Raw genomic sequence first — 24615 nt, forward strand, 5'->3', positions numbered from 1 at the left:
GACTCGCGCGCAGCCGATGGAAAAAACGTATTGACGGCGTTTGTCTCTCGTATATGCTCGCTGAAGGGCAATTGCCGGCATCGGCAATGCTCTGCAAATCAACCCGACCCACGAGTCTTATCGTGACAGTCCAAAGCCCTCTGGCACGTCGGAGCCGCGGCTCCTGCGCCGATCGCTGCGGCAAGCTTCCCGATCGCCGCTTCCTGTCGGTACTGACCATCCTCTCGCGCCGCTGCGTGCGGCGCCGCAACGCCGTTTCCGCCCGCGCGTTCATCGCCGTGCATTGCGTCGGCGTGGCCTCGCTGCTGCCGTAGCGCCTCTTCACTCTTCTCGCTGTTCCGCTCAACGACTGGTCCGCTCGCGTGCATTGGCACGCGTGAATGCGCACGCGTTCCCCGTGCGCCTTCGCGATGCCTCGCGAAGGCCGTGGACGCGCGCGCCCGCTCAAACATACGAGAACGAAAATGGAACGCATCGACGAATTCCTGCGCAAGCACCGCATTACCGAGATCGAAGCGATCATTCCCGACATGGCCGGCACCGCGCGCGGCAAGATCATTCCGCGCAGCAAGTTCGAATCGGGCGAATCGATGCGCCTGCCGCAAGCCGTGATGATCCAGACCGTGACGGGCGACTATCCCGTCGATGGCAGCTTCACCGGCGTCACCGATCCCGACATGATCTGCGTGCCCGATCCCGCGACGATCCGCCTGATTCCGTGGGCCACCGATCCGACCGCGCAAGTCATCCACGACTGCGTGCATTTCGACGGCACGCCGGTCGCCATTTCACCGCGCCGCGTGCTGCGGCAAGTGCTGCAGAAATACGCGGACAAGGGCTGGCGGCCCGTGGTCGCGCCCGAGCTCGAGTTCTTTCTCGTCGACATGAATCGCGATCCCGATCTGCCGTTGCAGCCGCCCGTCGGCAGAACCGGCCGCGCGGAAACCGGACGCCAGGCGTATTCGATCGATGCGGTCAACGAGTTCGATCCGCTCTTCGAAGACATCTACGAATACTGCGAGGTGCAGGAGCTCGAAGTCGATACGCTGATTCACGAAGTCGGCGCGGCGCAGATGGAGATCAACTTCATGCACGGCGACCCGCTCAATCTCGCGGATCGCGTGTTTCTCTTCAAGCGCACCGTGCGCGAGGCTGCGCTGCGCCACAAGATGTACGCGACCTTCATGGCCAAGCCGATGGAGAACGAGCCGGGCTCGGCGATGCACGTGCATCAGAGCGTCGTCGATGAAGAGACCGGGCGCAATCTCTTCGCGGGCCGCGACGATGAACCGACCGGACTCTTTCATAGCTATATCGCCGGCTTGCAGAAGTACACGCCCGCGCTCATGCCGATCTTCGCGCCTTACATCAATTCGTATCGCAGGCTGTCGCGCTTCATGGCCGCGCCGATCAACGTGCAATGGGGCTATGACAACCGCACGGTCGGCTTTCGCGTGCCGCATGCGTCGGCGCAGGCAAGGCGCATCGAGAATCGCATTCCGGGTGTCGACTGCAATCCGTATCTCGCGATCGCCGCCACGCTCGCGGCTGGCTATCTCGGCATGACGCAGCATCTAGAACCGACCGGGCCGCTCGCGAGCGACGGCTATCGCGAGCCTTATCAGTTGCCGCGCAACCTCGACGAAGGACTCACGCTGATGGGCGCGTGCGAGCCGCTCGCAGGCATGCTGGGCGAGAAGTTCGTGCGGGCGTATCTCGCGTTGAAGGAAACCGAATACGAGGCGTTCTTTCGCGTGATCAGTTCGTGGGAACGCAAGCATCTGCTGCTGCACGTTTGAAAAGGAGACGACGACATGAACGATCGAATCGATTCGACGGCGCATTACCGCGCGCTCGACGCCGCGCATCATCTGCATCCTTTTTCCGACATGGACACGCTCAATCGCGCGGGCAGCCGCGTGATCGTGAAGGCCGAAGGCGTGTATCTGTGGGATTCGGAGGGATCGCGCATCATCGACGGCATGGCGGGACTGTGGTGCGTCAACGTCGGCTATGGACGGCGCGAACTCGTCGATGCCGCATCGAGGCAGATGCAGGAACTGCCGTACTACAACACGTTCTTCAAGACGACGCATCCGCCGGTAATCGAGTTGTCCGCGATGCTGGCCAACATTCTGCCCGCGCGCTTCAATCGCTTTCTGTATTGCAACAGCGGCTCCGAAGCCATCGATACGGCGCTGCGCGCGGTGCATCGCTATTGGGCCTTGCAGGGACAGACGAAGAAACGCTATGTGATCGCGCGCACGAATGCGTATCACGGCTCGACCATCGCGGGCGCGACGCTCGGCGGCATGAGCTACATGCACGAGCAGATGCCATCGAAGATCGCGCATGTCGTGCATATCGATCAGCCATACTGGTTCGGCGAAGGCGGCGCGATGAACAAAGAAGCGTTCGGTCTTGCGCGCGCGCGGCAACTCGAAGCGAAGATTCTCGAACTCGGCGCGGACAATGTCGCGGCATTCATCGGCGAGCCGTTTCAGGGCGCGGGCGGCGTGATCTTTCCGCCATCGGCTTACTGGCCCGAAGTCGAACGCATCTGCCGCAAGCACGATGTGCTTCTGATCGCCGACGAAGTGATCGGCGGATTCGGGCGCACGGGCGAATGGTTCGCGCACGAGCACTTCGGTTTCGAGCCCGCTGTCATCACGATGGCAAAAGGTCTGACGAGCGGCTACGTGCCGATGGGCGCGGTCGCGCTGTCCGATCGCATCGCGGAAACCATCGTGCAAGGGGGCGAGTTCGCTCACGGCTTCACGTATTCCGGGCATCCGGTCGCGGCGGCGGTGGCGCTCGCGAATCTGAAGTTGTTGCGCGACGAGGGCATCGTCGCGCGTGTGAAGAAGGATGCGGGGCCCTACTTTCAGCGGCGCTTGCACGATGCGCTGGGCGACCATCCGATCGTCGGTGAGATCGCGGGCGCGGGGCTCGTCGCGGGCATTCAACTTGCCGAAGATCGCGCGACGAGAAAGCGCTTCATCAATGGCGATGACATTGCCGATATGTGCCGCGATTGCTGCTTCGCGGGCGGTCTCGTGATGCGCGCGAGTCACGATCGCATGGTGCTGTCGCCGCCGCTCGTCGTCACGCATCAAGAGATCGACGAGATCGTCGACAAGGCAAAAGCCGCGCTCGATGCAACCGCGCGCGCATTATGAGGGATGCGCCGCGATCAGATGCCGTTCTCGACCATATCGAGCAGACGCGCGGCGAGCGGCTCGATCTGCGTGCGCTTCAAACCCTGCAACGGGCCTTCGATGACCAGCAGCGCGAAGCCATGCACCGCGCTCCATGCGAGATATTCGGCGTTGAGCCTGCGTTTCGCATCGAGCGCGCCCGCCTCGACCATCTCGTCGAGCGCGCGGCTCAGCAACTGAAACGGATCGAGTCCGCCCGGACCTTCGCCGTAGTGCCCCTCGTGCTCGGCCCATTCCGCCTGCGGCGCGGCGAACGCCGTGCGAAACAATCCCGTTTCCGTTTGCGCGAAACGCAGATACCCCGTGCCGATGGCGCGCAATCCGGCGCGCGCCGCATCCGCGCGACGGCGCTTTTTGGGGCGCGACGCGAGTTCCTCTTCCATCGCCTGCGCGACGAACGAGAGCGCCGCCGAACGCACCGCCGATAGCAATTCCTGACGGCTCTCGAAATGACGATAGGCCGCGTTCGGCACGACGCCCGCGCGCCGCGTCGCCTCGCGCAAGACGATCGCGTCGGGTCCGCCCTCGCGTGCGAGTTCGATGCCCGCGTCGATCAGCGCACGACGAAGATCGCCATGCCGATAGGTGCTGCGCGGCTTGCCATTGGTCATTCCGCTTGCCATGTCGATTCGTGGGGCTTTCCTTATGTGGACACTGTCCATTATCTCTGCTACTTTTTGTGGACGGTGTACACAACAAAAAAATAGTTATCTATCGTTGTCTGCCGTTGCTTTGTCACGACGCGGCGGCATCCTTCGCAAAGGAGGTTTGCATGACCGAGGCGAATGATCGTAAGGATGAGCCAGGCGAGATCGCGCGCCTTCGCGCGCTGATCGAAGCGTGGCGGCAGGCGGTGCTCGCAAAAGACGTCGATGCACTCGTCAGTCATTACGCCGCCGATGTGGTGGTGTTCGATGTCGTGCCGCCCGCGTCGATCCGCGGCGTCGCGCAGTATCGCGAGAACTGGCGGCGCTGGTTCGACAGCATGAAAGGCCTGCTCACGTTCGAGATGCGGGATGTGGAAGTCGCCACGAGCGGCGATCTGGCTTATGCGCACTCCGTCAATCGCGTCGCCGTGGGCGAGCAGGAGGACATCGTGCGCGCGACCGTGTGCTTCAGGAAGATCGATGGCGACTGGCGTGTCGTGCATGAACACGCATCGGTGCCGCTCATGATGGATATGGACCCCGACGAAACGTCATAACCCCAAGGAGCAGACATGCAAGTGCAACCCTATCTGTTTTTCGAAGGCCGCTGCGAAGAAGCGATCACGTTTTATCGCGAGAGCCTGGGCGCGCAGGTCGTCATGACGATGCGCTACAGCGAAAACCCCGAAGCCGCCAAGGCCGAAACGGCCAGCGGCTGCGGCATTCCGCCGGGATCGGAAAACAAGATCATGCATGCGGCCCTCACCATTGGCGATTCCATGGTGATGGCTTCCGACGGCATGTGCAGCGGCACGCCCGAGTTCAAGGGCGTCTCGCTTTCGCTGACGGCCAACGACGAACAGCAGGCGGAGAAATTCTTCAGCGCCCTGTCCAACGGCGGACAAGTGCAGATGCCGATGACGCAAACCTTCTTCGCCAGGCGCTTCGGCATGGTGTCCGACAAGTTCGGCGTGACGTGGATGGTCCTCGGCGGCGTCGAGGGCAAGCCGCAGTAAGTATGTGGTGATCGTTCAATGAACGTCTGGCTGGAACGATGCTTGCGCGCCTTTCATCGCATCAATTCGATAGGAGAGGCGACATGAGCAACTACGCCGGACGTTCACAGGAAGAGCGCATCGAGCAGCGCAAGGGCAACAAACAGACGTCGCAGGAACAGCCGGGCGGATCGATGGCGGAGCCCGGCACGCAACCGGACAAGGATCACAGCAGCGGCGTGCTGAGCGAAGAAGGCAAAGAGGCGTGGCGAACGGGTTCAGGCATCGACGGCGGCGGAAAGACCTGACACCGGTATCGACCTTCCGAAACGTGAAACAATGGCGGGGTGCCAACATGCACTGAACGTACTACTTGCACCTTGACTCAGGAGCTTTCGATGAGCGCCCCGCGCAAAAACCATCTTACAGGCTCGGACATGCCTGCTGAACAAGCCGATCGTCCGACCCGCGAGGAAGCCGAAGCCGCCGTGCGCGTGTTGTTGCGCTGGGCCGGCGACGATCCCGCCCGCGAAGGTCTGCTCGACACGCCGGGCCGCGTCGTGCGCGCATATGAGGAGTTCTTCGCGGGCTACACGCAGAATCCGCACGACATTCTCGCCCGCACGTTTTCGGAAGTGCAAGGCTACGACGAGATGATCGTATTGAAGGACATCCGCTTCGAAAGCTACTGCGAGCATCACATGGTGCCGATCATCGGCCGCGCGCACGTCGCTTATTTGCCGAACAAACGCGTGGTCGGCATCTCGAAGCTCGCGCGCCTGGTCGATGCCTTTGCAAAGCGTTTGCAGATTCAGGAGAAGATGACCGCGCAGATCGCCGATACGCTCGATGAAGTGTTGCAGCCGCTCGGCGTCGGCGTGATTCTCGAAGCCGCGCATCAGTGCATGTCGACGCGCGGCGTGCATAAGGCGGGCGTGTCGATGGTCACGTCGCGCATGCTCGGATCGTTCCGCGACGACCCGTCGACGCGCCGCGAGTTTCTCGCCATCGTCGGCAATCAGAATGCGTTCAGTGTGTCGAACACCTGACGCCGCACTTTCATACTCGCACGCAAAAACGAAAGGGCCTCGCGGCCCTTTCTTCGTTCATGCGCCGAAGCCGTTGCCCGGCGCTTCCGCTCCACTGCCCTCGCGTATCTTGCCCTGCGATACGTTGCTGCCCGGCGGCACGCTATGCGTGAGCCACACGTTGCCGCCGATCACCGAGCCTTTGCCGATGGTCACGCGCCCGAGAATCGTCGCGCCCGCGTAGATGACGACGTCGTCCTCGACGATCGGATGGCGCGCGTTGCCCTTGACGAGCGCGCCGTCGCTCGTCGAAGGAAAGCTCTTCGCGCCGAGCGTCACGGCCTGATAGACGCGCACATGCTGTCCGATCACCGCCGTCTCGCCGATCACGACGCCCGTGCCGTGATCGATGAAGAAGCTCGGTCCGATGGTCGCGCCCGGATGAATGTCGATGCCCGTCAGCGAATGCGCGATCTCGTTGATGAAACGCGCGAGCAAGGGCACGCCGAGCTTGTGCAACGCATGCGCGAGACGATGATGCGTCATCGCCCATACGCCGGGATAGCACAACAGGATTTCGGTGATGTGCTGCGCGGCGGGGTCGCCCGTGAATGCAGCCTGGATGTCGCTCACGAGCAGCGCCCGGATGTGCGGCAATTGCACGCCGAGCTCACGCGCGATCGAAAAGGCTTGCGCGGAAAGATCGGCCTCGCTCGTATCGCGATGCTCCGGCAAAAAGCGCAGCGCGCGGCGAATCTGCTCTTGCAGCAAGCGCAGATTGGTTTCGAGCGTCTGGCCCACGTAGTAGTCGACGCTTTCGTCGGTCAGATCGGGTGTGCCGTAATGCGTCGGAAAGAGGGCGGAACGCAGCCCATTGACGATCCTGACGATCGCCTCGCGCGAGGGCAGCTCACGTATGCCGAGCGGATGCCGCGTGCGATGCAGTTCTTCGCGTGACGCGCGCAAGTCCGCGACGATGCGGGCAAGGCCCCATTCCGGCGTGTCGCGCGGGGTATCGCGGGAGAGTTCGAGCGGCGGTACGGCGCCAATTCTGGACGTGTTCTGCATGTCGGCCATGATGCAAGGGAAGCGGCCGCCGTGCCTTGCACGACGGATCAAACCTCAAGGGTAACCGGTTTTGCACAAGCCTGCCGCACGGCGGCGCGCCTACATGTGTTGCCGAGGTTTCATCGGACAAACGCTCAGACGGTGACGTTGCTTGCATCGATCCAGCGGACCGCCCAGTCGCGCGCATGCGCGATGGCTTCGGTCTCGTTGCGGAATCGCAAGTCCGAAGGAAAGAAGCGGTTCGCGACGAGCTCGCCATCGCTCGATCGCGAGATCACCACGTACGGCTGGTAGCTGCCATCTCCGGCCCGGGCGGGCGCGCAGTTTAGAAGGTAGCCTCGATGTGAAAAGGCTGCATCGTGTTGCATGAGTCACCTGTGTGAAAGTGCCCTGCTCGTTCGAATCGCATTGCTTTCTTCGACGGCAAGACGACGCGCCCTCCTGCTCGCTTACGTCGCGCCAGTTGCGCTTTGCCGTCGACAGGTTCCAAATAATACTTGCAGGAAATCCGCTTGGGGCTGAAAAAAAAGCCTGAAATTAAGTCATCCATGAAGGCGCCCACAGGCCAAGGCTCGCGGTTCCGTCGCCAAATAGCCGGAACGAGTTTTGCGTACGAGTCCTGTCAGTTCAGTTCTTTTGGAGCGATGTGATGAACAACGCAGAAGCGAATCAGCCGCAGGACAAGCAGAAGGATCAGATCGCCGACAGCCCGATCAAGACGCCCGGCGCCGAGACTGCGCATGTGAAGATGAGCGACGCGGTGACGGCCGCAGCGGGAGGCGAAGCGCATGCGGGCGCGGGCGCGAAGACGCGAACGGAATCGACGAAGGAAGGCATGCACGTCGGTCCGCAAGGCACGTACGAGAAGCCGCCGCGCGGCGTCGATGTCGCCAACGACGATGGACTCGACGACACCGTCGACGCCGATTCGAAGAACATCCACGCGCGTCGTGAAGCGGAGATGCGCGCGCGCGAGCCGGACTCCGTCATCAACTCGAACGCAACGCGCGTGAACTTCGTGCCCGAGCCGGGCGATGGCCTCGGCGGTTTCGACAGCCGTCCTGCTCGCAATGGCGTGTTGCTCGCGCTGGAGCGCGGCTATCGAATGATCGATCGCGGCATGGTGGCGCCCACGGTGCCCGAGGTCGAAGACAAGGTGCGTTTCGAAGGACGCGACGCGCACGGCAATACGCTACGCGGGCGCAAGCACTACGCGCTCAATCATCTGAGGCCGTCGCGATTGTTCGAACTGGAACGCGGCTAAGCACCACGTCGCCGCGACCCAAAGGTGGAGAGCCGCACGACATGTGCGGCTCTTTTCACTTCAAAAGGCTTTCGGCCTTATTTCTTGTCGTCCTTTTCATCGTCTTCGGTTTCGATGCGCGTCACGCCGCCGGTAGCGGGCGGATCGCTGGCTGGAAACGTGTCTTCCACCGCCTTGTCGAGATCTTCATCGTCGCGTTCCGAATGCGGATGCTGCTCTTTGATGTTGCTCATGGTTGGCTCCTGTCAGTGTGACGATATGGTCGATGCAATTTGTAAGCAACGTGCGTTCCTCGAGGGCTGGCACGCCGTATGCGCATGCACACGGCGAACGAAACGCCGCATCGCAGCAATGTGCGATGACCGGCCTAAAACACGACCGCGCAACGCCTAGAATCGATAAAGGGGAAAGACCAGATGACGACCATCCACGCATCCGACGGCTACCCGCACGAGTCCGACGAAGCATCCCAGCTTCGAACGACGACGAGCCATGTGGCCACGCCCGAACAGCGCTTCACGTCCGCGATTGCATGTCTCGGCGCGGCATGGGCGTTGTCGTGGGCCGAGTTCGCCTTGACGCTCGCGATCGGTCTTCCCGGCGATGCGTCCAGTCATCCGATTGCGGCATCGGTCGCGTCGCGCGTGCTCGTCGGCCTGCTTTACGTGTGCGTGGCGTCGCGTTTGCAGTGGGCGCGCTGGCTCGCCGTCGTGCTCGGAATCGTATCGGTTGCACTCGTCGCGCCGACCCTCGCGCTGCAATGGCATGTGTTCCCGGCCGGTGCGTTCGTGTGCGGCGTGGGACTCGTGTGCAAGTTTGCGGCATCGCTCTATCTGCTTTCGCCGATGCCCGCGCGGCTCGCCACTCGATAGCCATTCGAAATCCGCGGTTTGCAATCCTTGAAGCGAACGCGCCTTGTTCGGGCGTTCGCGTGCTCGCACAATGCATGACCATCCTTCAACGTCATCCATGCGAGTTCGATCATGAAAATCGCTGTCATCGGCGCGACCGGCACGGTCGGCCAGGCGGTTGCCGCCGAGCTGAAAGCCCGCCATGAAGTCTTCGAAATCGGGGCAACGCGCGGCGCGCATCGCGTCGACCTGCTCGATCCGAACAGCATCAAGAACCTTTTCCAATCGATTGGCAAGGTCGATGCAATCGTCGCGACCGCTGGCCACGTGCATTTCGGCCCGCTCGTCACGATGACGCCCGAGCAATTCCGCCTCGGCCTCAACGACAAGCTGATGGGCCAGGTCAACCTCGTGCTCACCGCCCGCGATTACCTGAACGACGGCGGCTCGTTCACGCTGACGAGCGGCATCGTCGGCGCGGCGCCGATTCGCGAAGGCGCGAGCGCGGCATCCGTCAACGGCGCGATCGAAGGCTTCGTGCGCGGCGCGGCGATCGAGTTGCCGCGCGGCCTGCGCATCAACGTCGTCAGTCCGACGATGCTCGAAGAAGCGCGCGAGAGTTTCGGCCCGTATTTCCGCGGCTTCGAGGCGGCGAGCGGCGCGCGCGTGGCGCTCGCGTACAGCCGCAGCGTCGAGGGCGCGGAGACCGGGCGCATCTACAACGTGCACTGACACATGCACTCCATGCGCTGACACTTGCGCGCGCAAAGTGTGCATGGAGCACGGCGCGGTCATCGCTTAAGCTCGGCGCTTCAGAGAGGACAAGGAGCGCGCGATGCAATGGACGCGGGATGAATATCGGCTGAGCACGGACATCGACGAATTCGACTTCGATGTCGTGCATCGCTACTTGAGCGAAGTGGCGTACTGGTCGCCGGGCATCGCGCGCGAGAAGGTCGAGCGCGCCGCGCATCATTCGCTCGCATTCGGGCTCTTTCGCGGCGGCACGCAGATCGGCTATGCGCGCATGATTACCGATACCGCGACCTTCGCTTATCTCGCCGATGTCTTCGTGCTGCCCGAGCATCAGGGCGCGGGCCTCGGCAAATGGATGATGCAATGCGTGATGGCGCACCCCGATCTTCAAGGCCTGCGCCGCATGATGCTCGTCACGTCGGACGCGCACGGGCTTTACGCGCGCCACGGCTTCGCGGCGAGCCGGCATCCCGAGCGCATCATGGAGCGGATCGCGAAGCCTTAACCGCCCCGCACGCCCTGCGTGTTCACGTACAGCGAATAAAGCCCGTGGCTCGCGGCCATGAACAGCCGGTTGCGATGCCGCCCGCCAAAGCACAGGTTCGCGCAGCGCTCCGGCAAGTCGATGTGACCGATGGCCTCGCCTTGCGGCGTGAAAACGCGCACGCCGTCGAGTTCGGCATCGCCCATGCCCCAGCCGCACCACAGGTTGCCGTGGATGTCGACGCGAAAGCCGTCGGGCGTGCCCGGGCCGGCATCGATCAGGACACGCGGCTCGCCGAGCCTGCGCCCGCCATCGAGCACGTAGAACGCGTAGATCTTGCGCGGCGTCGAGCGCGATTCGACGACATACAGCACCGATTCGTCCGGCGAGAACGCGAGACCGTTTGGGCCGACGAAGGCGTCGATCATCAACGTGATCTCGCCGCTCTGGCCATCGACGCGATAGACGCACGGCTTCAGTTGCGCATCGTGTTTCTCGCCTTCGTAGAAGCCGTCGATGCCGAACGTCGGATCGGTGAACCAGATCGAGCCGTCCGACTTCACGACGACGTCGTTCGGGGAATTGAACGGCTTGCCGTCAAAGTTATCGGCGATGACGGTGATCGCGCCGTCGTACTCGGTGCGGGTCACGCGCCGCGTCAGGTGTTCGCACGTGACGAGCCGCCCTTCGCGATCGCGCGTGTTGCCGTTGGCGTTGTTCGACGGCTTGCGGAACACGCCGACTTGCCCGCTCTCTTCGTCCCAGCGCAGGATGCGGTTGTTCGGGATATCGCTCCAGAGGAGATAGCGGCCGTCGCCGAACCATACCGGGCCTTCGGACCAGCGCGCGCCTTGATAGAGGCATTCCACCGATGCCGACGCGATGCGCAGCGCGTTGAAGCGCGGGTCGAGAACGCGCACGGCGGGGTCGGGGTAACGGCGCTCGATGTTCGTCATGCTCCTTCATCTCCGGTTGTCAAAATATCCGCCAGAAGAATAAACGACGTTCATTCGCCGAACAGATATCGCAAGACTAATTCGGCCCCAGCTCCCCATCCCTCAACCGCCAGAGATTCAACGGATTGTCGTCCGCGAGCGCCGCCGGCAACAGCGCCGCCGGCAAATCCTGATAGCACACCGGCCGCAGGAACCGTTCGATCGCCATCGCGCCGACTGAGGTCGAGCGGCTGTCGGACGTCGCCGGGAACGGCCCGCCGTGAACCATCGCGTACGACACTTCGACGCCCGTCGGAAAACCGTTGGCGAGAATCCGCCCCGCCTTGCGCTCAAGCACGGGCAAAAGCCGTCGCGCGAGTTCGACGTCGTCGTTCTCCATGAGCAGCGTCGCGGTCAACTGGCCTTCGAGACCGCGCGCGACCGCGATCATCTCGTCTTCGTCCCGGCACACGACGACGACCGAAGTCGGCCCGAAAATCTCGTCGGCCAGTTGCGGCTTCGCGAGAAACTCCTCCGCGCTCACCCGATACAGCGCCGGCAGCGCGCCGCTCGACGCCTTGCCCGCTTCGCCCGTCGCGATACGCTTCGCGGCTTCGTCGCGATGCTTCAGGCCGTCCGCGTAAGCCGCCGCGATACCCGCCGTGAGCATCGTCTGCGTGCCCTTCTTTTCGAGCGCGGCGGCGGCGTTGTCGATGAAATCGTCGAGATCGGAATCCGCGAGGCCGATCACGAGCCCCGGATTCGTGCAGAACTGGCCGACGCCCAGCGTGACCGAATCGATGAAGCCGGCCGCGAGCGTATCGCCGCGCGCCGCCAGCGCGCCCGGCAACGCGAACACCGGATTGACGCTGCTCATCTCGGCAAACACGGGAATCGGCACCGGACGCTTCGCTGCGATATCGACGAGCGCGAGCCCGCCGCGCCGCGATCCCGTGAAGCCGACCGACTGAATCGCCGGATGCGCGACGAGCGCCTCGCCGATCGCATTGCCCGCGCCGACGACGAGCGAAAACGTGCCTTCGGGCAAGCCGTTGTCCGCGACGGCCTTCTGCACCGCGCGCCCGACCAGCTCCGACGTGCCCAGATGCGCCGGATGCGACTTCACGACGACAGGACAGCCCGCCGCGAACGCCGACGCCGTATCGCCGCCCGCCACCGAAAACGCCAGCGGAAAATTGCTCGCGCCGAACACGGCGACCGGCCCGACCGGAATCTTTTGCAATCGCAGGTCGGAGCGCGGGAGCGGCTTCCTGTCGGGCTGCGCGGAATCGAGCGTCGCAGAAAGCCAGCGGCCCTCGCGCACGAGCGATGCAAACAGCCGCAACTGCCCGACCGTGCGGGCGCGCTCGCCCTCCAGCCGCGCCTTCGGCAGGGCCGATTCGGCCATCGCGCGCTCGATCAGCGTGTCGCCAAGCGCGATGATGTTGTCCGCGATCGCTTCGAGAAACTGGGCGCGCGTTTCCAAAGGTGCGTGGCGATAGTCGTCGAACGCCGTTTCGGCCAGCTCGCACGCGCGCGCGACTTCCGCCGCGCCGCCGCCGCCGAACGCGGGTTCGAGATCGGCATTGCGCGCGGGGTCGAACGCGCGGAGCGTGGCGTCGGTGCCCCGCACGGCCGATGCGCCGATCAACATCTCTCCGGTGATCTTCATGTCAGCTCCTCATCTTCGTTGGCGATGGACGGCGCGCGTCACGCGGCCGTCCGCTAATGCGAGTGACCGGCAACCCGCGCAAGCGTTCCGCGCGAGCCGCCGTCGAGGGCGATGAAGCAAGCGCGGTGCGCGGTCGGCGTCGAAGCGAAAAGCTGTCCTGGCCGCGACGCCAGAAATAATAGGCGCGGGAAACCGCTTCTCAAAGAATGCGCGTCAGGATTTCGCGGCGGGCGTCGCGTGCTTGCGGAACGTGATGTGCGCGATGCGCCGCACCAGCAGCGCCGCCACGAGCGCGGCGACAGCCGTCAGCATCACACCGATGTGGATCGACTGCACGAGCGCGTCGCGGGCGGCATCGAGGAGCGCGGAGGCATCGAGGCCGGCGGCGTTGAGTTCGGCGAGGAGACGGTCGCGCAATGCTTCGTCGACGAGAATCCGCGGGTCCGACAGTCGCGGCAGCCATTGCGCCGACACCGGCGCGCCGAGCACGCTGACCGTGCGCCCGACGACGCTCGCGTAGTGATGCGCGACGATCGTCCCGACGATGCTCGTGCCCATCATCCCGCCGACCATGCGCGTCGACTGCAGCAGCGCCGTCGTGATGCCGAAACGCTCGCGGCCCGCGATCTCCTGCCCGAAGATGTTCATGTTGTTCAGGATGAAGCCCAGGCCGATGCCGGTCGCGGCCATCGGCAGTTCGATCCACAGATGCGGCGTCGATTCGCGCGCGAACGCGAGCGCCACCGACGCGATCAGGAGCAGCGTGAAGCCGATCGACAGGATGTTCACCGGCTTCTTCATGTGAATCACGATGCGCGTGTTGATGAAGCTGCCGAGCGCGATGCACGCGGCGATCGGCGTCGCGAGCAGGCCGGCGGCTTGCGGCGAAAGGCCGAAACCGCCTTGCAGCAGGAGCGGCGCGAAGAAGATCAGCGAGAACATCACGAAGCCCGCGAGAAAGGACAGCGTGAAGAGCGTGTTCATCTGCGGGTCGCGGAAGATGTCGAGCGGGATGATCGGATGCGTCGCGCGGCGCTCGCAGATCAGAAGCGCCACCGCGCACACCGCCACGCCGATGCCGAGCGCGACATTCGCCGTCGAGATGCCGTCCTTCGGCAGCGCCTCGATCAGCGCCTGGAAGCCGCCGAGCACCAGCGCGACGAGCGCCGCGCCCGTCCAGTCGATCTTCACCCCGCCCTCGCGCGGCCGATGCAGATTAGGCAGATGCGACCAGATGAAATAGAGCGCCGCCGCGCCGACCGGCAGATTGACGAGAAACGTCGAGCGCCAGCCCCAGTGCTGACTCATCCAGCCGCCGAGCGACGGCCCCGCCGCCGTGCCGATGCCGTATGCCGCCGCGAGCACGACCTGCCAGCGCACGCGCGTGCGCGGATCGGGAAACAGATCGGGAATCGATGCGAACGCGGTGCCGACCATCATTCCGCCGCCGGCGCCCTGCAGCCCGCGCGCGAGCACGAGAAACAGCATGTTGGGCGCGAGGCCGCACAGCACCGACGCAACCGTGAACGTAACGACCGCCGCGATCACGAAGCGCTTGCGTCCGAAGTAGTCGCCGAGCCGCCCAAACACCGGCACCGTCACGACCGACGCGAGCAGATACGCGCTCGCGATCCACGCATAGAACTCGAAGCCGTGCAGTTCCGCGACGATCGACGGCAGCGCCGTGCTGACCACGGTCTGATCGAGCGCGACGAGCATGTTGACGAGGCCGATGCCGAGCATCGCGTAGAGCGCGGTTCTGAACGGTAAAGCAGGCGGCGATTGAGTCACGGTCGGGCGAAGAGGCTGGGGAAGTGCTAGAAAGAGGTCACACCGCCGGTTTTTAAGCGGGCGCTGATGTCGAGCAACCACGAATTGTACGGCCTGCCTTGCGCTAGATCGACTTATCGCAAAAAAGCGGCGTCGCGATTCGCGGGCCGCGCCCTATCATGCGAAAGCATGAAAGACGGCGCGTGCCGTACGTCAATCGATCGTTTCGTGGGGAAACCGTCATGTTCAAACGCATTCTCGTCGCCATCGACGGCAGCCGGACTTCCGAGCGCGCCTTCTCCGCCGCGCTCGATCTCGCCGTCACGCATCAGGCGGTCGTGCAGCCGTATTACGTCGTCGAAGCCGGACCGATGTATCTCGACGTGCCCGGATACGATCCTTCGTCGCTGCATTCGAGTCTGATGGAGCAAGGCGCATCGCTCGCGCGCGAAGCCGCTGCGCAGATGACGGCGCGCGGCGTCACCGGCGAAGTCGTGACGGTCGAAGCCACCGCGAGCGACGACGTCGCATCGCTCATCATCCAGGCGGCGCATGCCTTCGACGCCGATTTGATCATCATGGGCACGCACGGCCGCAAGGGCTTTCAGCGGCTGATTCTCGGCAGCGTGGCCGAGCGCTGTCTGCGTCAGGCAACGCTGCCGGTGCTGCTGATTCCATCGGCTGCGGGCGGAGCGGAAGAGAAAGCAACCGCATGAGGTAAAAGAGTTTGATCGATGCCCTGCCCGCGTCAATTTTTCACGCAGGCGGGGCGATGGCCTATGGGAGAATCGTTTTGTCATTCATCAACAAAACGAAGCCCAATGACCGCCACGTCCGAACTCAATCGCGCGCGCCGCAATTCGGCGCACTGCTCGACCTGTGCGATGCGTCATCTGTGCATGCCCGAAGGTCTTGGCGCGAACGACATCGCCAAGCTGGAGAACATCATCTCCGTGTCGCGCAAGGTCAAGCGCGGCGACGCGCTGTTTCGCGCCGGCGACCGCTTCGATGCGCTGTTCGCCGTGCGCTCCGGATCGATCAAGACCGTCATCACGCACGACGGCGGCCGCGAACAGGTGACCGGCCTGCTGCTCGCGGGCGATGCGCTCGGCTTCGAAGGCATCGAGGAAGGCGTGCATACGTGCGCCGCGATCGCGCTCGAAGACAGCTCAGTCTGCGTCGTGCCTTATTCGCTTTTCGAGCGCATGTGCCGCGAGACGGACGCGCTGCAGAAGCGGTTGCATCGCATGATGAGTCACGCGGTCAATCGCGAGGCGAATCACGTCGCGCGGCTTGGCTTGCTGCGCGCCGATGAACGCGTCGCGCGCCTGCTGCTCGACCTCTCGTCGCGGCTCGCGAAGCGCGGCTATGCGTCGTCGGAATTCACGCTGCGCATGACGCGCGACGACATGGGCAGCTATCTCGGCATGACGCTCGAAACCGTCAGCCGCACGCTGTCGCGGTTCGACAAAGCGGGTGTGATCGAGACACAAGGCAAGTTCATCCGCATCCGCGACTTCGAGGCGCTGCGCGCCGTCTGACGGTGCGTCGACCGCGATTATTGTTTCCCCGCGAATAATCGCCGTGCATATTTCGGTTGGCACGCGCTTCGCTACGGTTTAGTCTCTTTGGTTCGGCCAAACCGCGTTCGCGTGCGGCATCGGCCGAACGCGAAGCCAACTGGCCAGCCACGGAGATTGGGCGACATGAACCGCGAACCTTCCCTGCGTCATCCGCTGCTCGAACGCCTCGCCGAAGCGCGCCGCGTCACCGACGAGTTATTCGACGTCGTGAGGCCCGAGCATCTTTACGACAGGCCGATCGCCGAGCGGCACCGCGTCGTTTTCTACATCGGGCATCTCGAAGCCTTCGACCGCAATCTGTTCGATGCGCGGCTCTTCGATCTGCCGAGCCCGAATCCCGCCTACGACCAGCTTTTCGCCTTCGGCATCGATCCGGTGGATGGCGGATTGCCGACCGATCAGCCGTCCGACTGGCCCACGCTCGATCAGGTGCGCGCCTATCGCGATCAGGTGCGGGCCGAGATCGACGCGCATTTCGATCCCATCAAGATTGCCGCCGCGCCGCTTTCGTCGGACGAACCGGCGGCGAAGCTGCTCGAAGTGGCGATCGAGCATCGGCTGATGCATGCAGAAACGCTCGCGTACATGCTGCATCAATTGCCGGTCGATAGAAAAATTGCGCCACCCGATGCGCGTTCCGAGCGCGCGTCCGACCGAGCACTCGCGCGCGATACGGTCAGCGTGCCCGCCGGCAGCGTCACGCTCGGCCTCTCGCGCGAAAGCGGACTGTTCGGCTGGGACAACGAATTCGGCGAAGAGCGCATCGACGTGCCCGCGTTCGAGATCGATCGCCATATGGTGACGAACGGCGACTATCTGCGTTTCATCGATGCCGGCGGTTACTGGAACCGCGACTACTGGGACGACGCCGACTGGGCGTGGAAGGAAGAGCAGCGCATCGCGCATCCGGCGTTCTGGATTCCCGCCGATGCCGATGCCGATGCCGACGCCGATGCCACCGACGCGCGCAGCGCATGGACCCTGCGCACGATGTTCGATGAGATTCCGCTGCCGCCCGACTGGCCCGTCTATGTGAGCCACGCCGAAGCGAAGGCGTATGCGCGCTGGGCGGGCAAGTCATTGCCGACCGAGGCGCAATGGCAGCGCGCGGCGGCGGGTGCGCCGCACGTCGCGGAAGGCAATTTCGACTTCCGCCGATGGGATCCGTCGCCGGTGCAGGCGCATCCGGACAACCGAAGCGAGTTCGGCGTCGAAGGGCAGTTCGGTAACGGCTGGGAATGGACGTCGACGGAGTTCGGGCCGCTGAACGGCTTCGAGCCGTTTCCGTTCTATCTCGGCTACTCAGCGAATTTCTTCGACGGCAAGCACTTCGTCATCAAGGGCGGCTCGCCGCGCACCGCCGCATGCATGTTGCGGCCGAGCTTCCGCAACTGGTTCCAGGCACATTATCAGTATGTGTACGCAGGCTTTCGCTGCGTAAGCGCATAGGCGCATAGGCGCGTTCCAGAAACAAACGCCGCGCGTTCGCAGTGAACGCGCGGCGTTTTTTTGTGCCCTTCACTGCCGAAGCGACGGCCGATATCGGTCCTGCCCGCCGCCGATCCGCATCGATCCGCGGATCGCAACGAGCCTAGACGTTTTCAAGACGACATCGACCGCGCCGCGCGTGCGCTCGCCACAGCGGCCGAATGCCGACGCGCGGAACGCTTTCTGAACCAGATGATGAGTCCCGTCGCGCTCAACACCGCAACGGCGACGCCGACGGCGCTCACCAGAATGCGGCCGGAGAGGCCCACGATGCGCCCGGAATGCAGCGGAAACTGCGCTTGCATGAAGATGTCGCCGGCGGATCCGCGGCCCGGAATCGTCGATCCGGCAAGCGCGCCCGTCTGCGCGTTGTAGTAGAGCCAGGCGTTGCCGAGGCCCATGTCGCCGTGATCGCGGCCCGGCGCGAAGAAGCCGACGCCATACGCCTTGAACATCGGCGCGTAATAGAGCGCGCCCATCGGCTCGGTGAGGTTTTCGCGCTTCGCGTCGCGCGCGGCTATCTCCAGGATCTGTTCGCGCGTGGCGAGCGGCTTGCCGGGCGGCCCGGCGCGCACGAGCTCGGGATTGTCGAGAAACGATGGCGAGAGCTTCGAGAACATCGACACGACCGGGCGCATCACGGGCTCGGAGAGATTCATCGAAATCGATGTCAGCGCCATCACGAGCAGGATGCCCCAGATCCACACGCCGCCGGAGCGATGCAGGTCGAACGTCAGCGCATAGCCGCCGCGCTTCACGCGAAACGCGAACGACTTGCGCCACGCCTTCACGCTCGGGAACGACAGGATCAGCGCGACGCCGCTGTCGAAGAACCAAAGAATTCCGACAATGCCGATGAGCCACGTACCGATATCGAAGCCGCCGACGATCGGCAGATGCAGCGTGTAGTGCAGCTTGTAGAGAAACGGCATCAGGTCGATGCGCGCCAGCGACACCGCGCCCCACATGCGCTGCGCCTGCACCTGACCGGTCGCGGGATCGACGGCGATCTGGTTGTACGGAACGTCGAACGGCGCGTTCGTCGCCGGATTCGTGCGCGGCATCACCATCATCTGCGCGGTATGGCCGGGCTCGAAGCCGAGCGGCATGTACGTCACTTCGACGCGCGGATCGGCGGCCTCGACGCGCCGCGCAAGTTCGAGCGGCGGCAGCGCGGGCGCGTCGGTGCGGGCATCGAAAAACGCGGGATTCAAAAGCGCGTCGATTTCGTGATCCCACGCGATGATCGCGCCCGTGAGACCCGAGACGAACAGAAAAAGCGCGGTCGCGACGCCGAGCCAGCGATGCAGGCGAACCAGAACCGGCCTCATGCCCGCGAATCCTCGGAGCGAAAGTCGTACGCGGCGGCAATCATCTTTTCAATTAGATGTAAATAAGAATTGTTCGCAATTCTAGCCGCGACGCGGTCTGCGCACAAGCATCTCGTAAGCTGCTTACCGCCCGACATCTCCTGAAACAACTCCTGCGAAACGCCCGCCCCTTACGCCGCAAGGCATTGCGCGCCGCCCGTGACATTCCGTGAAATAGTTTGCGCGTGGTTTTTAACAGGGCCGGTCGCCACAATGGGTTCATTCGCAACCACCCACCAAGGCGAACCATCATGGAACTGGAACTGCTCGGAAAGATTTCGATGTATGTGATGGGCGTGGTCCTCGCTGCATCGTTGATCGAGGCCGTCGTCCTGCACTTCAAGCACAAAGGCACCGACCGCGCCTTCGACTGGCACGAGACCTGGATCTCGCTCGTCGATCTCGTCGGCCGCAAGCTGCTCGCGTTCGTGCCGATCTCCATCGCGACGCCGGTTTTCAACTTCGCGTGGGAGCATCGCATCCACACGGTCACGACGAACACGGCGCTCACGCTGTTCCTGCTCTTCATCGGACAGGAGTTCTGCTACTACTGGTATCACCGCGCGTCGCACACGATCCGCTTCTTCTGGGCGAATCACGCGGTGCATCACTCGCCGAACCAGTTGACGCTGTCGTCCGCGTATCGTCTCGGCTGGCTCACCAAGATTGCCGGATCGTCCATCTTCTTCACTCCGCTCGTGTGGTTCGGCGTGAAGCCCGATGTGGTGCTCGCGGTCGTGTCGATCAACCTGCTCTATCAGTTCTGGCTGCACGCGACATGGATTCCGAAGCTCGGCTGGCTCGAATACGTATTCAACACGCCGTCGTCGCACCGTGTGCATCACGCATCGAACGCGACGTATCTGGATGCGAACTTCGGCGGCGTGCTCATCATCTTCGACCGCCTGTTCGGAACGTACGTCGAAGAGCGCGCCGAAGAACCGTGTGTCTACGGCCTGACGACGCCGGTAACCTCGCATAACCCGATCGTCGTCGAAATGCAGCACTGGGTCAGTCTCGCGAAGGACATGTTCTACGCGAAGAGCGTGTCGGATGCGGTCGGCTTCCTGCTGCGTCCTCCGGGCTGGCTGCCGAACGGCGAAGGCCACACGACCGAAGAACTGCAGAAGCGCGCCAAGTCTATGGAACAACAACCGGCCCACGCCGGCCAATAAAGAAGCATCGGCGGGTTCTTCGATTCCCGATGTCCGGTTCGTCCGGCATCGGGATTTTTTTATTGGGCGCGCCGGATCGTCGCCGCCGCGACGCCCGCCGCCGCGAAAGCGCACGCAGCAGAGAGCGCGGCGACCGCGCGCAACGCATCGGCGATGGCATCGGCCTGCGCGCGGGCGAGCGGCGTCGATGGCGCGTCGTGCTTCGGCTCGGCGTCGAGCGCGCGCACGCTCTCGCGCGGCAAGTGCAATCGATCGAGCCGCGCCGACAAAGCCGCGTCGTGCGACCACACGAACACGATGCCGAGCACGGCGATCGCGAGCAGGCTCGCCACGCGCGCCACCGCGTTGTTGATGCCCGACGCGATGCCCGCGCGCTCGCTGCCGACCGACGCCATCACGGTCGTCGTCAGCGGCGCGACGGTGATCGTCATGCCGAGGCCGAGCACGAGGAGCGCAGGGAAAAAACCCGCCCAATAGCTGCCCGCGACGAACGGCAGCGCGAGCATCGCGAAACCGAGTCCCGCGACGCCCGGCCCGGCGATCAGCAGCGCCCGCGCGCCGAAACGGGCCGTCAGATTGCCCGTGAAGCGCGACAGCAGGCCGATGATGAGCGGCATCGGCAAAACCGCGCCGCCCGCTTCCGTCGCGCTGAAGCCATACGCGCGGATCAGCGTGTACGGCAGGAAAAACAGCACGCCGCCGAGCCCGAAATAAAGCAGCAGCGTGACGAGATTGGCGCCGCTGAAATCGCGCGAGCGGAAGACGTCGAGCGGAATCATCGGATCGCGCGATCTCGCTTCGATCGCGATGAACGCGGCGAGCAGCACGATGCCCGCGCCGATCATCGCGAGCACGAGCGCATCGCCGAAGCCGCGCGACGGCGCCTCGGTGAGTCCGTAGGTCAGCGCGGCAAGACCGGCCGCCGTGCACGCGGCGCCGGGCCAGTCGAGCGATTCCGGGGCGTCGGCGCCGTGGCTGTCGGGCACCGATGCCATCGCGAGCGCGATCGTCGCGATGGCGAGCGGCACGTTGAGGAAGAAGATCGCGCGCCACGAGAATGCATCGACGAGCCAGCCGCCCGCAGCCGGCCCGAGCGACGACGTGATCGCCCCGACGCCCGCCCACGTCCCGATTGCGCGGCCGCGCGCTTCGCCCTCGAACACCGCGCCGATGATCGCGAGACTGCCCGGCACGAGCAGCGCCGCGCCGACGCCCTGCCACGCGCGCGCCGCGATGAGCCAGCGCGAGTCCGGCGCGAAGCCGCACGCCGCCGATGCCACCGTGAAGATCGCGACGCCCGCGACGAACACCTTGCGCCGGCCGAGCTTGTCGCCCATTGCACCGCCGACGAGCACGAGCGCGCCGAGAAAGAGCAGATACGCGTTGACGACCCATTGCATCGCCGCAATGCCCGCGCCGAGTTCACTTTGAATCGACGGCAATGCGACGTTTACGACCGAGCCGTCGATGAACGCCATGCTCGATCCGAGGATCGTCGCGGACAACGCAAGCCGCTTGCGGCGGCACGGCGAGCCGTCCGCGACGGGTTGCGCGCGAATCAGGAGTTCGTCGCAGGGACTCGCCTGTGCGGCGACGGCGTGCGCGCGTGGCTGGCTATTCAATGGCGCTCCTTCTCATCGACGTATCTCGAGAACAGAAGGCTAACCGGTTCCGTCTGCCCGCGCCCGCAACGTGATTGGCCGACGGCCAACCGTTACGCACGCGAAAGCCGGGAGAGTTAAGCTAGTCGCTTCCGCTCGTATCGAGATGACGCCATGAGTCGACCAGACCGGGTTGCGCCAAGCCGATGGCTCGCCGACGCGCGCGAGGAAATCGCCGCGGCGCTGCGCACGTCCGACGAAGCCTGGCTTCACGACATGAGCATGCGCTGGGGCTGCCGTCTCGCGATGCTCGTCGCGGATTTCGGCGTGCGCGTCATGCTGCACGAACAGGGTATCGTCATGAAGTTAGAGACGCCGCCGGATCATAACGGTACGATCATTGACGGCGACGACGGCAGGCCCGACTCACTCGCGCGCGCGGCTTCGATCAAGCAGTCGAAATTCGAAGAGCACGCGATCGCCGTGCTCGAAGCGAGCGCCCTCGTACAGGGCGCGTCGCGATGCGATCCGTGCCGCGGCACCATCGTCGCGTGGCGTCAGATGCTGATCGCCGCGAACGAATGGCCGCGACAAGAAGCGGACGCTTACGTGAGTCACGCATGCAGGCCGATACTGAAGCAGTTCATGGAAGTCGCCGCGTGCGCGACGGGCGGCAATCAGTTCGAGCTTGCACGCGATGGCGATTACGAAGACACCTGGCGCGAGTTCGAGAACTTCTGTGCCAACGAAGATGCCGGGCCTGTCACCGAATGGGGACGGAAGTATCGGCACGATGTCCACGAAACGCACGAGACGCACGAGACGCACGCCCACATCGGGCCGCGTTCCGCCTTAGAACCGATGCCGCAATCCGACCGTCGCCTCGACCTGATTGCTCGTGGATGACGGCGCGGTGAGCCCGTTGATCCACGCCACGCCCAACGGCGAATTGCTGCTCGCGCTCACGCCTTGCCACACGCCTTGAACATAGACATCCGTGCGCCGCGAGAGACTATAGCCCGCCATCGCGCTGACCTGATTCCAGTGCGGATTGCCCGAACCCGCGAGACCGCTCGCGCGCGAGTACGTGTACGCGGCGGATAGTTCGACGGCAGGCGTCAGTGCATAACGCACGTTGCCTTCGAAGTTTTGCACATGCGTGCTCGCGCCCGTCTGGAACAACTCCGTCAGATTGGTTTGCGTGTAGACGAGGCCCGCCACCGCAGGGCCGAACGCGTAGTTCACGCCCGCGCCCCAGGTTTGCTGACGGCTGGCCAGCGCGCCCAGCGGGACCGCGTTCGTCGTGAGCACGCCTTGCAGCGAGGAACCGGTCGTATCGGTGACGGCGCCGTTCGCGTTGAGTTGTCCGGGCGTCGCTGCGTCGCTGTTGAGTTGCAGGAAGCCCGCACCGAAACTGAGCGGACCCCACATGTACGACATGCCGAGACTATATGCGCGATTGTTCGAAAATCCGCCAGCCTGATTCGAGAAGCCGTAAAGCGCGCCGAGTTTGAATCCGGCGAAATCCGGACTTTGATACTTCACGGCGTTATTGATCTGGAACGAATCGTTGAGGTTATCGATATCGAATGGATGCGCGAAATGCGTTCCGCCGTATTCGGTCCCTGTAAGCGAAAGCGGCGCGACGAAATCGACCATGTCGTCGGTCTGACGGCCGAACGTGATCACGCCGTAATCGCGACTCGACAAGCCGACATAAGCCTCGCGATTGAAGATGCGGTTATTGACGGTGTACTGACCGTTGTTCAGATTGAAGCCGCTCTCGAGATTGAAGATGGCCTTGAGTCCCGCGCCGAGATCTTCCGCGCCGCGCAAGCCCCATCGGCTATATTGAACCGGGCCGCTTTTGAGCTCCCAGTTGCTGTGCCCGCCGCCTGTCGAACTGATCTGATTATTCGAATAGGTAATGCCCGCGTCGATCAGGCCGTAAAGCGTCACGCTGCTCTGCGCGTGAGCCGCGCCTGCGAACGCGATCATCGTGGCCGCACCGGTTGTCAGCAACTTGTTCATTTGCTTGGGCTCCATCGATGTCGAGAGAAGACACGGCGTGCTCCAATCACATTATGCGACTGAATCGACAGACGGCAACCTTAAAAATAATGCGCCGATCACGAATGCCCGCGCGCGCTCAGAAGTCGCGGCGCACGGAGAATGTCATGCCCTTTTCGTGTTCGTGATTCACGCCGAGTTGCGGGTTGGCATGAAAATGCCAGTCGTCATCGGTGCCGGAGATATCGTCGCGCGGCCGCGGCGGCGCAGGCGCCTCATTCGGCGATGTCGGCAGCGGATAAGCACGCGCAAGCTGATTCAGATCGGGGTGAACGTTCCTGTCGTATTTCGACAGCACGACGGCGTCGAGCGCGTCCATTGTGCTCTTGAATGCATAGCGCGGATGAAGCGTCCTGACCGGCTGTTCATGTGCGGTCGAAACGATAGCCGGAGCAGGAAAGAACAGCACATTCGCCGCGACTCGCTGAATGGACATCACACGAGTTTGCTCACTGGCTGACGCAAAGCTGCCGGCAAAAAGAACCACGATTCCGGCGAGCCAACATCTTCGGATATGGCGTGTCATCGAATTCCTGCGGAACGCTATGGTCTGATGAATCTCGGCGTACTTAAATCATTTTAATTCATTTGACATAGTCTTTTACACGGTGATGCGATAAGGCAACGGCGCTTTTCGAAT

Annotated in this window: 27 protein-coding genes; 16 read left to right on the forward strand and 11 right to left on the reverse strand. The window is 63.7% G+C overall.

The annotated features are described in order from the left end of the window. Positions 1-122 precede the first annotated feature (122 nt). The 3 genes from AWB77_RS34750 (at position 123) to AWB77_RS24080 (ending at position 3179) form a co-directional block, all read left to right on the forward strand. Complete coding sequence (locus AWB77_RS34750) at positions 123-314, forward strand: hypothetical protein (protein WP_096031178.1); 192 nt, start codon at positions 123-125, stop codon at positions 312-314. Between the two features lie 150 nt (positions 315-464). After that, positions 465-1799, forward strand: coding sequence for a glutamine synthetase family protein (locus AWB77_RS24075; RefSeq protein WP_061137035.1), 1335 nt, complete (start codon positions 465-467; stop codon positions 1797-1799). A 15-nt stretch (positions 1800-1814) separates the two neighbouring features. After that, the gene (locus tag AWB77_RS24080; RefSeq protein WP_061136948.1) at positions 1815-3179 is read left to right on the forward strand and encodes an aspartate aminotransferase family protein; all 1365 of its coding nucleotides are present in this window, start codon (positions 1815-1817) and stop codon (positions 3177-3179) included. A gap of 14 nt (positions 3180-3193) precedes the next feature. Here the strand turns inward: AWB77_RS24080 and AWB77_RS24085 are convergent, their stop codons facing one another. Continuing rightward, entirely contained in the window at positions 3194-3829 is a 636-nt protein-coding gene (locus AWB77_RS24085; RefSeq protein ID WP_082852748.1) for a TetR/AcrR family transcriptional regulator, read from the reverse strand. A 161-nt stretch (positions 3830-3990) separates the two neighbouring features. Here AWB77_RS24085 and AWB77_RS24090 point away from each other — a divergent pair, with 161 nt between their 5' ends. The 4 genes from AWB77_RS24090 to folE all read left to right on the forward strand — a co-directional run bounded on the left by AWB77_RS24090 (position 3991) and on the right by folE (position 5909). Further along, positions 3991-4422 (forward strand): YybH family protein, encoded by a 432-nt coding sequence (locus tag AWB77_RS24090; protein ID WP_061136950.1) that lies wholly within the window; start codon positions 3991-3993, stop codon positions 4420-4422. A 15-nt stretch (positions 4423-4437) separates the two neighbouring features. Further along, complete coding sequence (locus AWB77_RS24095; protein WP_061136951.1) at positions 4438-4881, forward strand: VOC family protein; 444 nt, start codon at positions 4438-4440, stop codon at positions 4879-4881. A gap of 83 nt (positions 4882-4964) precedes the next feature. Further along, the gene (locus tag AWB77_RS24100) at positions 4965-5168 is read left to right on the forward strand and encodes a hypothetical protein (protein WP_061136952.1); all 204 of its coding nucleotides are present in this window, start codon (positions 4965-4967) and stop codon (positions 5166-5168) included. A 90-nt stretch (positions 5169-5258) separates the two neighbouring features. Further along, positions 5259-5909 carry a GTP cyclohydrolase I FolE gene (gene folE, locus AWB77_RS24105; RefSeq protein WP_061136953.1) on the forward strand — a complete coding sequence of 217 codons (651 nt, stop codon included), beginning with the start codon at positions 5259-5261 and terminating at the stop codon, positions 5907-5909. Between the two features lie 57 nt (positions 5910-5966). Here folE and epsC read toward each other — a convergent pair whose 3' ends face one another. Next, positions 5967-6956 carry a serine O-acetyltransferase EpsC gene (epsC, locus tag AWB77_RS24110; protein WP_244158634.1) on the reverse strand — a complete coding sequence of 330 codons (990 nt, stop codon included), beginning with the start codon at positions 6954-6956 and terminating at the stop codon, positions 5967-5969. 134 nt (positions 6957-7090) lie between these two features. Further along, a complete protein-coding gene (locus AWB77_RS24115; protein ID WP_061136954.1) occupies positions 7091-7324 on the reverse strand; it encodes a hypothetical protein in 234 nt (77 codons plus the stop codon). A 281-nt stretch (positions 7325-7605) separates the two neighbouring features. Here AWB77_RS24115 and AWB77_RS24120 point away from each other — a divergent pair, with 281 nt between their 5' ends. Then, positions 7606-8220, forward strand: coding sequence for a DUF3005 domain-containing protein (locus tag AWB77_RS24120; RefSeq protein WP_061136955.1), 615 nt, complete (start codon positions 7606-7608; stop codon positions 8218-8220). Positions 8221-8297: 77 nt separating this feature from the next. Here the strand turns inward: AWB77_RS24120 and AWB77_RS36480 are convergent, their stop codons facing one another. Continuing rightward, a complete protein-coding gene (locus AWB77_RS36480; protein WP_167354176.1) occupies positions 8298-8453 on the reverse strand; it encodes a hypothetical protein in 156 nt (51 codons plus the stop codon). A gap of 183 nt (positions 8454-8636) precedes the next feature. Here AWB77_RS36480 and AWB77_RS24125 point away from each other — a divergent pair, with 183 nt between their 5' ends. The 3 genes from AWB77_RS24125 (at position 8637) to AWB77_RS24135 (ending at position 10332) form a co-directional block, all read left to right on the forward strand. Next, positions 8637-9092 carry a hypothetical protein gene (locus AWB77_RS24125; RefSeq protein WP_061136956.1) on the forward strand — a complete coding sequence of 152 codons (456 nt, stop codon included), beginning with the start codon at positions 8637-8639 and terminating at the stop codon, positions 9090-9092. A gap of 108 nt (positions 9093-9200) precedes the next feature. Continuing rightward, positions 9201-9803, forward strand: a complete 603-nt coding sequence (locus tag AWB77_RS24130; protein ID WP_208601562.1) for a short chain dehydrogenase — start codon at positions 9201-9203, stop codon at positions 9801-9803. Positions 9804-9906: 103 nt separating this feature from the next. Then, positions 9907-10332, forward strand: coding sequence for a GNAT family N-acetyltransferase (locus AWB77_RS24135; RefSeq protein ID WP_061136958.1), 426 nt, complete (start codon positions 9907-9909; stop codon positions 10330-10332). Here the strand turns inward: AWB77_RS24135 and AWB77_RS24140 are convergent. From AWB77_RS24140 to AWB77_RS24150, 3 genes are all read right to left on the reverse strand, one after another. After that, positions 10329-11267 carry an SMP-30/gluconolactonase/LRE family protein gene (locus AWB77_RS24140; RefSeq protein WP_061136959.1) on the reverse strand — a complete coding sequence of 313 codons (939 nt, stop codon included), beginning with the start codon at positions 11265-11267 and terminating at the stop codon, positions 10329-10331. The two genes, AWB77_RS24135 and AWB77_RS24140, sit on opposite strands and share 4 nt — an antisense overlap. 76 nt (positions 11268-11343) lie before the next feature. Beyond that, entirely contained in the window at positions 11344-12918 is a 1575-nt protein-coding gene (locus tag AWB77_RS24145; RefSeq protein WP_061136960.1) for an aldehyde dehydrogenase (NADP(+)), read from the reverse strand. A gap of 213 nt (positions 12919-13131) precedes the next feature. Then, the gene (locus tag AWB77_RS24150) at positions 13132-14661 is read right to left on the reverse strand and encodes an MFS transporter (RefSeq protein ID WP_061136961.1); all 1530 of its coding nucleotides are present in this window, start codon (positions 14659-14661) and stop codon (positions 13132-13134) included. A 269-nt stretch (positions 14662-14930) separates the two neighbouring features. Between AWB77_RS24150 and AWB77_RS24155 the strand changes: the two genes are divergently transcribed. From AWB77_RS24155 to AWB77_RS24165, 3 genes are all read left to right on the forward strand, one after another. Then, positions 14931-15404: a universal stress protein gene (locus AWB77_RS24155; protein ID WP_061136962.1), complete on the forward strand. Its 474-nt coding sequence runs from the start codon at positions 14931-14933 to the stop codon at positions 15402-15404. 105 nt (positions 15405-15509) lie between these two features. Continuing rightward, a complete protein-coding gene (locus AWB77_RS24160; protein WP_061136963.1) occupies positions 15510-16229 on the forward strand; it encodes a helix-turn-helix domain-containing protein in 720 nt (239 codons plus the stop codon). A gap of 165 nt (positions 16230-16394) precedes the next feature. Next, on the forward strand, positions 16395-17720 hold the full coding sequence (locus AWB77_RS24165; protein WP_061137037.1) for an SUMF1/EgtB/PvdO family nonheme iron enzyme: 1326 nt from the start codon (positions 16395-16397) through the stop codon (positions 17718-17720). Positions 17721-17872: 152 nt separating this feature from the next. Here AWB77_RS24165 and AWB77_RS24170 read toward each other — a convergent pair whose 3' ends face one another. Then, positions 17873-19090, reverse strand: a complete 1218-nt coding sequence (locus AWB77_RS24170) for a PepSY-associated TM helix domain-containing protein (RefSeq protein WP_061136964.1) — start codon at positions 19088-19090, stop codon at positions 17873-17875. A 290-nt stretch (positions 19091-19380) separates the two neighbouring features. Here AWB77_RS24170 and AWB77_RS24175 point away from each other — a divergent pair, with 290 nt between their 5' ends. Next, positions 19381-20304 (forward strand): sterol desaturase family protein, encoded by a 924-nt coding sequence (locus tag AWB77_RS24175; protein ID WP_208601557.1) that lies wholly within the window; start codon positions 19381-19383, stop codon positions 20302-20304. A gap of 59 nt (positions 20305-20363) precedes the next feature. On the opposite strand, the gene AWB77_RS24180 is transcribed toward AWB77_RS24175, so the two are convergent. After that, a complete protein-coding gene (locus tag AWB77_RS24180; RefSeq protein WP_061136965.1) occupies positions 20364-21926 on the reverse strand; it encodes an MFS transporter in 1563 nt (520 codons plus the stop codon). 153 nt (positions 21927-22079) lie between these two features. Here AWB77_RS24180 and AWB77_RS24185 point away from each other — a divergent pair, with 153 nt between their 5' ends. Further along, a complete protein-coding gene (locus tag AWB77_RS24185) occupies positions 22080-22811 on the forward strand; it encodes a hypothetical protein (RefSeq protein ID WP_061136966.1) in 732 nt (243 codons plus the stop codon). On the opposite strand, the gene AWB77_RS24190 is transcribed toward AWB77_RS24185, so the two are convergent. Both AWB77_RS24190 and AWB77_RS24195 read right to left on the reverse strand, forming a co-directional pair. Further along, positions 22758-23936 (reverse strand): porin, encoded by a 1179-nt coding sequence (locus AWB77_RS24190; RefSeq protein WP_061136967.1) that lies wholly within the window; start codon positions 23934-23936, stop codon positions 22758-22760. The genes AWB77_RS24185 and AWB77_RS24190 overlap by 54 nt on opposite strands. Positions 23937-24054: 118 nt before the next feature. Beyond that, positions 24055-24411, reverse strand: coding sequence for a hypothetical protein (locus tag AWB77_RS24195; protein WP_082852749.1), 357 nt, complete (start codon positions 24409-24411; stop codon positions 24055-24057). Positions 24412-24615: the final 204 nt, after the last annotated feature.

It is taken from the genome of Caballeronia fortuita, assembly GCF_001544835.2.
GTDB lineage: Bacteria > Pseudomonadota > Gammaproteobacteria > Burkholderiales > Burkholderiaceae > Caballeronia > Caballeronia fortuita.

Coding starts and splice junctions, on each gene's coding strand:
- AWB77_RS24085 (WP_082852748.1), bottom strand. CDS start 3,829: ATGACCAATGGCAAGCCGCGCAGCACCTATCGGCATGGCGATCTTCGT.
- AWB77_RS24140 (WP_061136959.1), bottom strand. CDS start 11,267: ATGACGAACATCGAGCGCCGTTACCCCGACCCCGCCGTGCGCGTTCTC.
- AWB77_RS24190 (WP_061136967.1), bottom strand. CDS start 23,936: ATGAACAAGTTGCTGACAACCGGTGCGGCCACGATGATCGCGTTCGCA.
- AWB77_RS24170 (WP_061136964.1), bottom strand. CDS start 19,090: ATGAGGCCGGTTCTGGTTCGCCTGCATCGCTGGCTCGGCGTCGCGACC.
- AWB77_RS24195 (WP_082852749.1), bottom strand. CDS start 24,411: ATGTCCATTCAGCGAGTCGCGGCGAATGTGCTGTTCTTTCCTGCTCCG.
- AWB77_RS24100 (WP_061136952.1), top strand. CDS start 4,965: ATGAGCAACTACGCCGGACGTTCACAGGAAGAGCGCATCGAGCAGCGC.
- AWB77_RS36480 (WP_167354176.1), bottom strand. CDS start 8,453: ATGAGCAACATCAAAGAGCAGCATCCGCATTCGGAACGCGACGATGAA.
- AWB77_RS24150 (WP_061136961.1), bottom strand. CDS start 14,661: ATGCTCGGCATCGGCCTCGTCAACATGCTCGTCGCGCTCGATCAGACC.
- epsC (WP_244158634.1), bottom strand. CDS start 6,956: ATGCAGAACACGTCCAGAATTGGCGCCGTACCGCCGCTCGAACTCTCC.
- AWB77_RS24175 (WP_208601557.1), top strand. CDS start 19,381: ATGGAACTGGAACTGCTCGGAAAGATTTCGATGTATGTGATGGGCGTG.
- AWB77_RS24115 (WP_061136954.1), bottom strand. CDS start 7,324: ATGCAACACGATGCAGCCTTTTCACATCGAGGCTACCTTCTAAACTGC.
- folE (WP_061136953.1), top strand. CDS start 5,259: ATGAGCGCCCCGCGCAAAAACCATCTTACAGGCTCGGACATGCCTGCT.
- AWB77_RS24095 (WP_061136951.1), top strand. CDS start 4,438: ATGCAAGTGCAACCCTATCTGTTTTTCGAAGGCCGCTGCGAAGAAGCG.
- AWB77_RS24135 (WP_061136958.1), top strand. CDS start 9,907: ATGCAATGGACGCGGGATGAATATCGGCTGAGCACGGACATCGACGAA.
- AWB77_RS24185 (WP_061136966.1), top strand. CDS start 22,080: ATGAGTCGACCAGACCGGGTTGCGCCAAGCCGATGGCTCGCCGACGCG.
- AWB77_RS24145 (WP_061136960.1), bottom strand. CDS start 12,918: ATGAAGATCACCGGAGAGATGTTGATCGGCGCATCGGCCGTGCGGGGC.
- AWB77_RS24160 (WP_061136963.1), top strand. CDS start 15,510: ATGACCGCCACGTCCGAACTCAATCGCGCGCGCCGCAATTCGGCGCAC.
- AWB77_RS24075 (WP_061137035.1), top strand. CDS start 465: ATGGAACGCATCGACGAATTCCTGCGCAAGCACCGCATTACCGAGATC.
- AWB77_RS24120 (WP_061136955.1), top strand. CDS start 7,606: ATGAACAACGCAGAAGCGAATCAGCCGCAGGACAAGCAGAAGGATCAG.
- AWB77_RS24165 (WP_061137037.1), top strand. CDS start 16,395: ATGAACCGCGAACCTTCCCTGCGTCATCCGCTGCTCGAACGCCTCGCC.
- AWB77_RS24090 (WP_061136950.1), top strand. CDS start 3,991: ATGACCGAGGCGAATGATCGTAAGGATGAGCCAGGCGAGATCGCGCGC.
- AWB77_RS24080 (WP_061136948.1), top strand. CDS start 1,815: ATGAACGATCGAATCGATTCGACGGCGCATTACCGCGCGCTCGACGCC.
- AWB77_RS24125 (WP_061136956.1), top strand. CDS start 8,637: ATGACGACCATCCACGCATCCGACGGCTACCCGCACGAGTCCGACGAA.
- AWB77_RS24155 (WP_061136962.1), top strand. CDS start 14,931: ATGTTCAAACGCATTCTCGTCGCCATCGACGGCAGCCGGACTTCCGAG.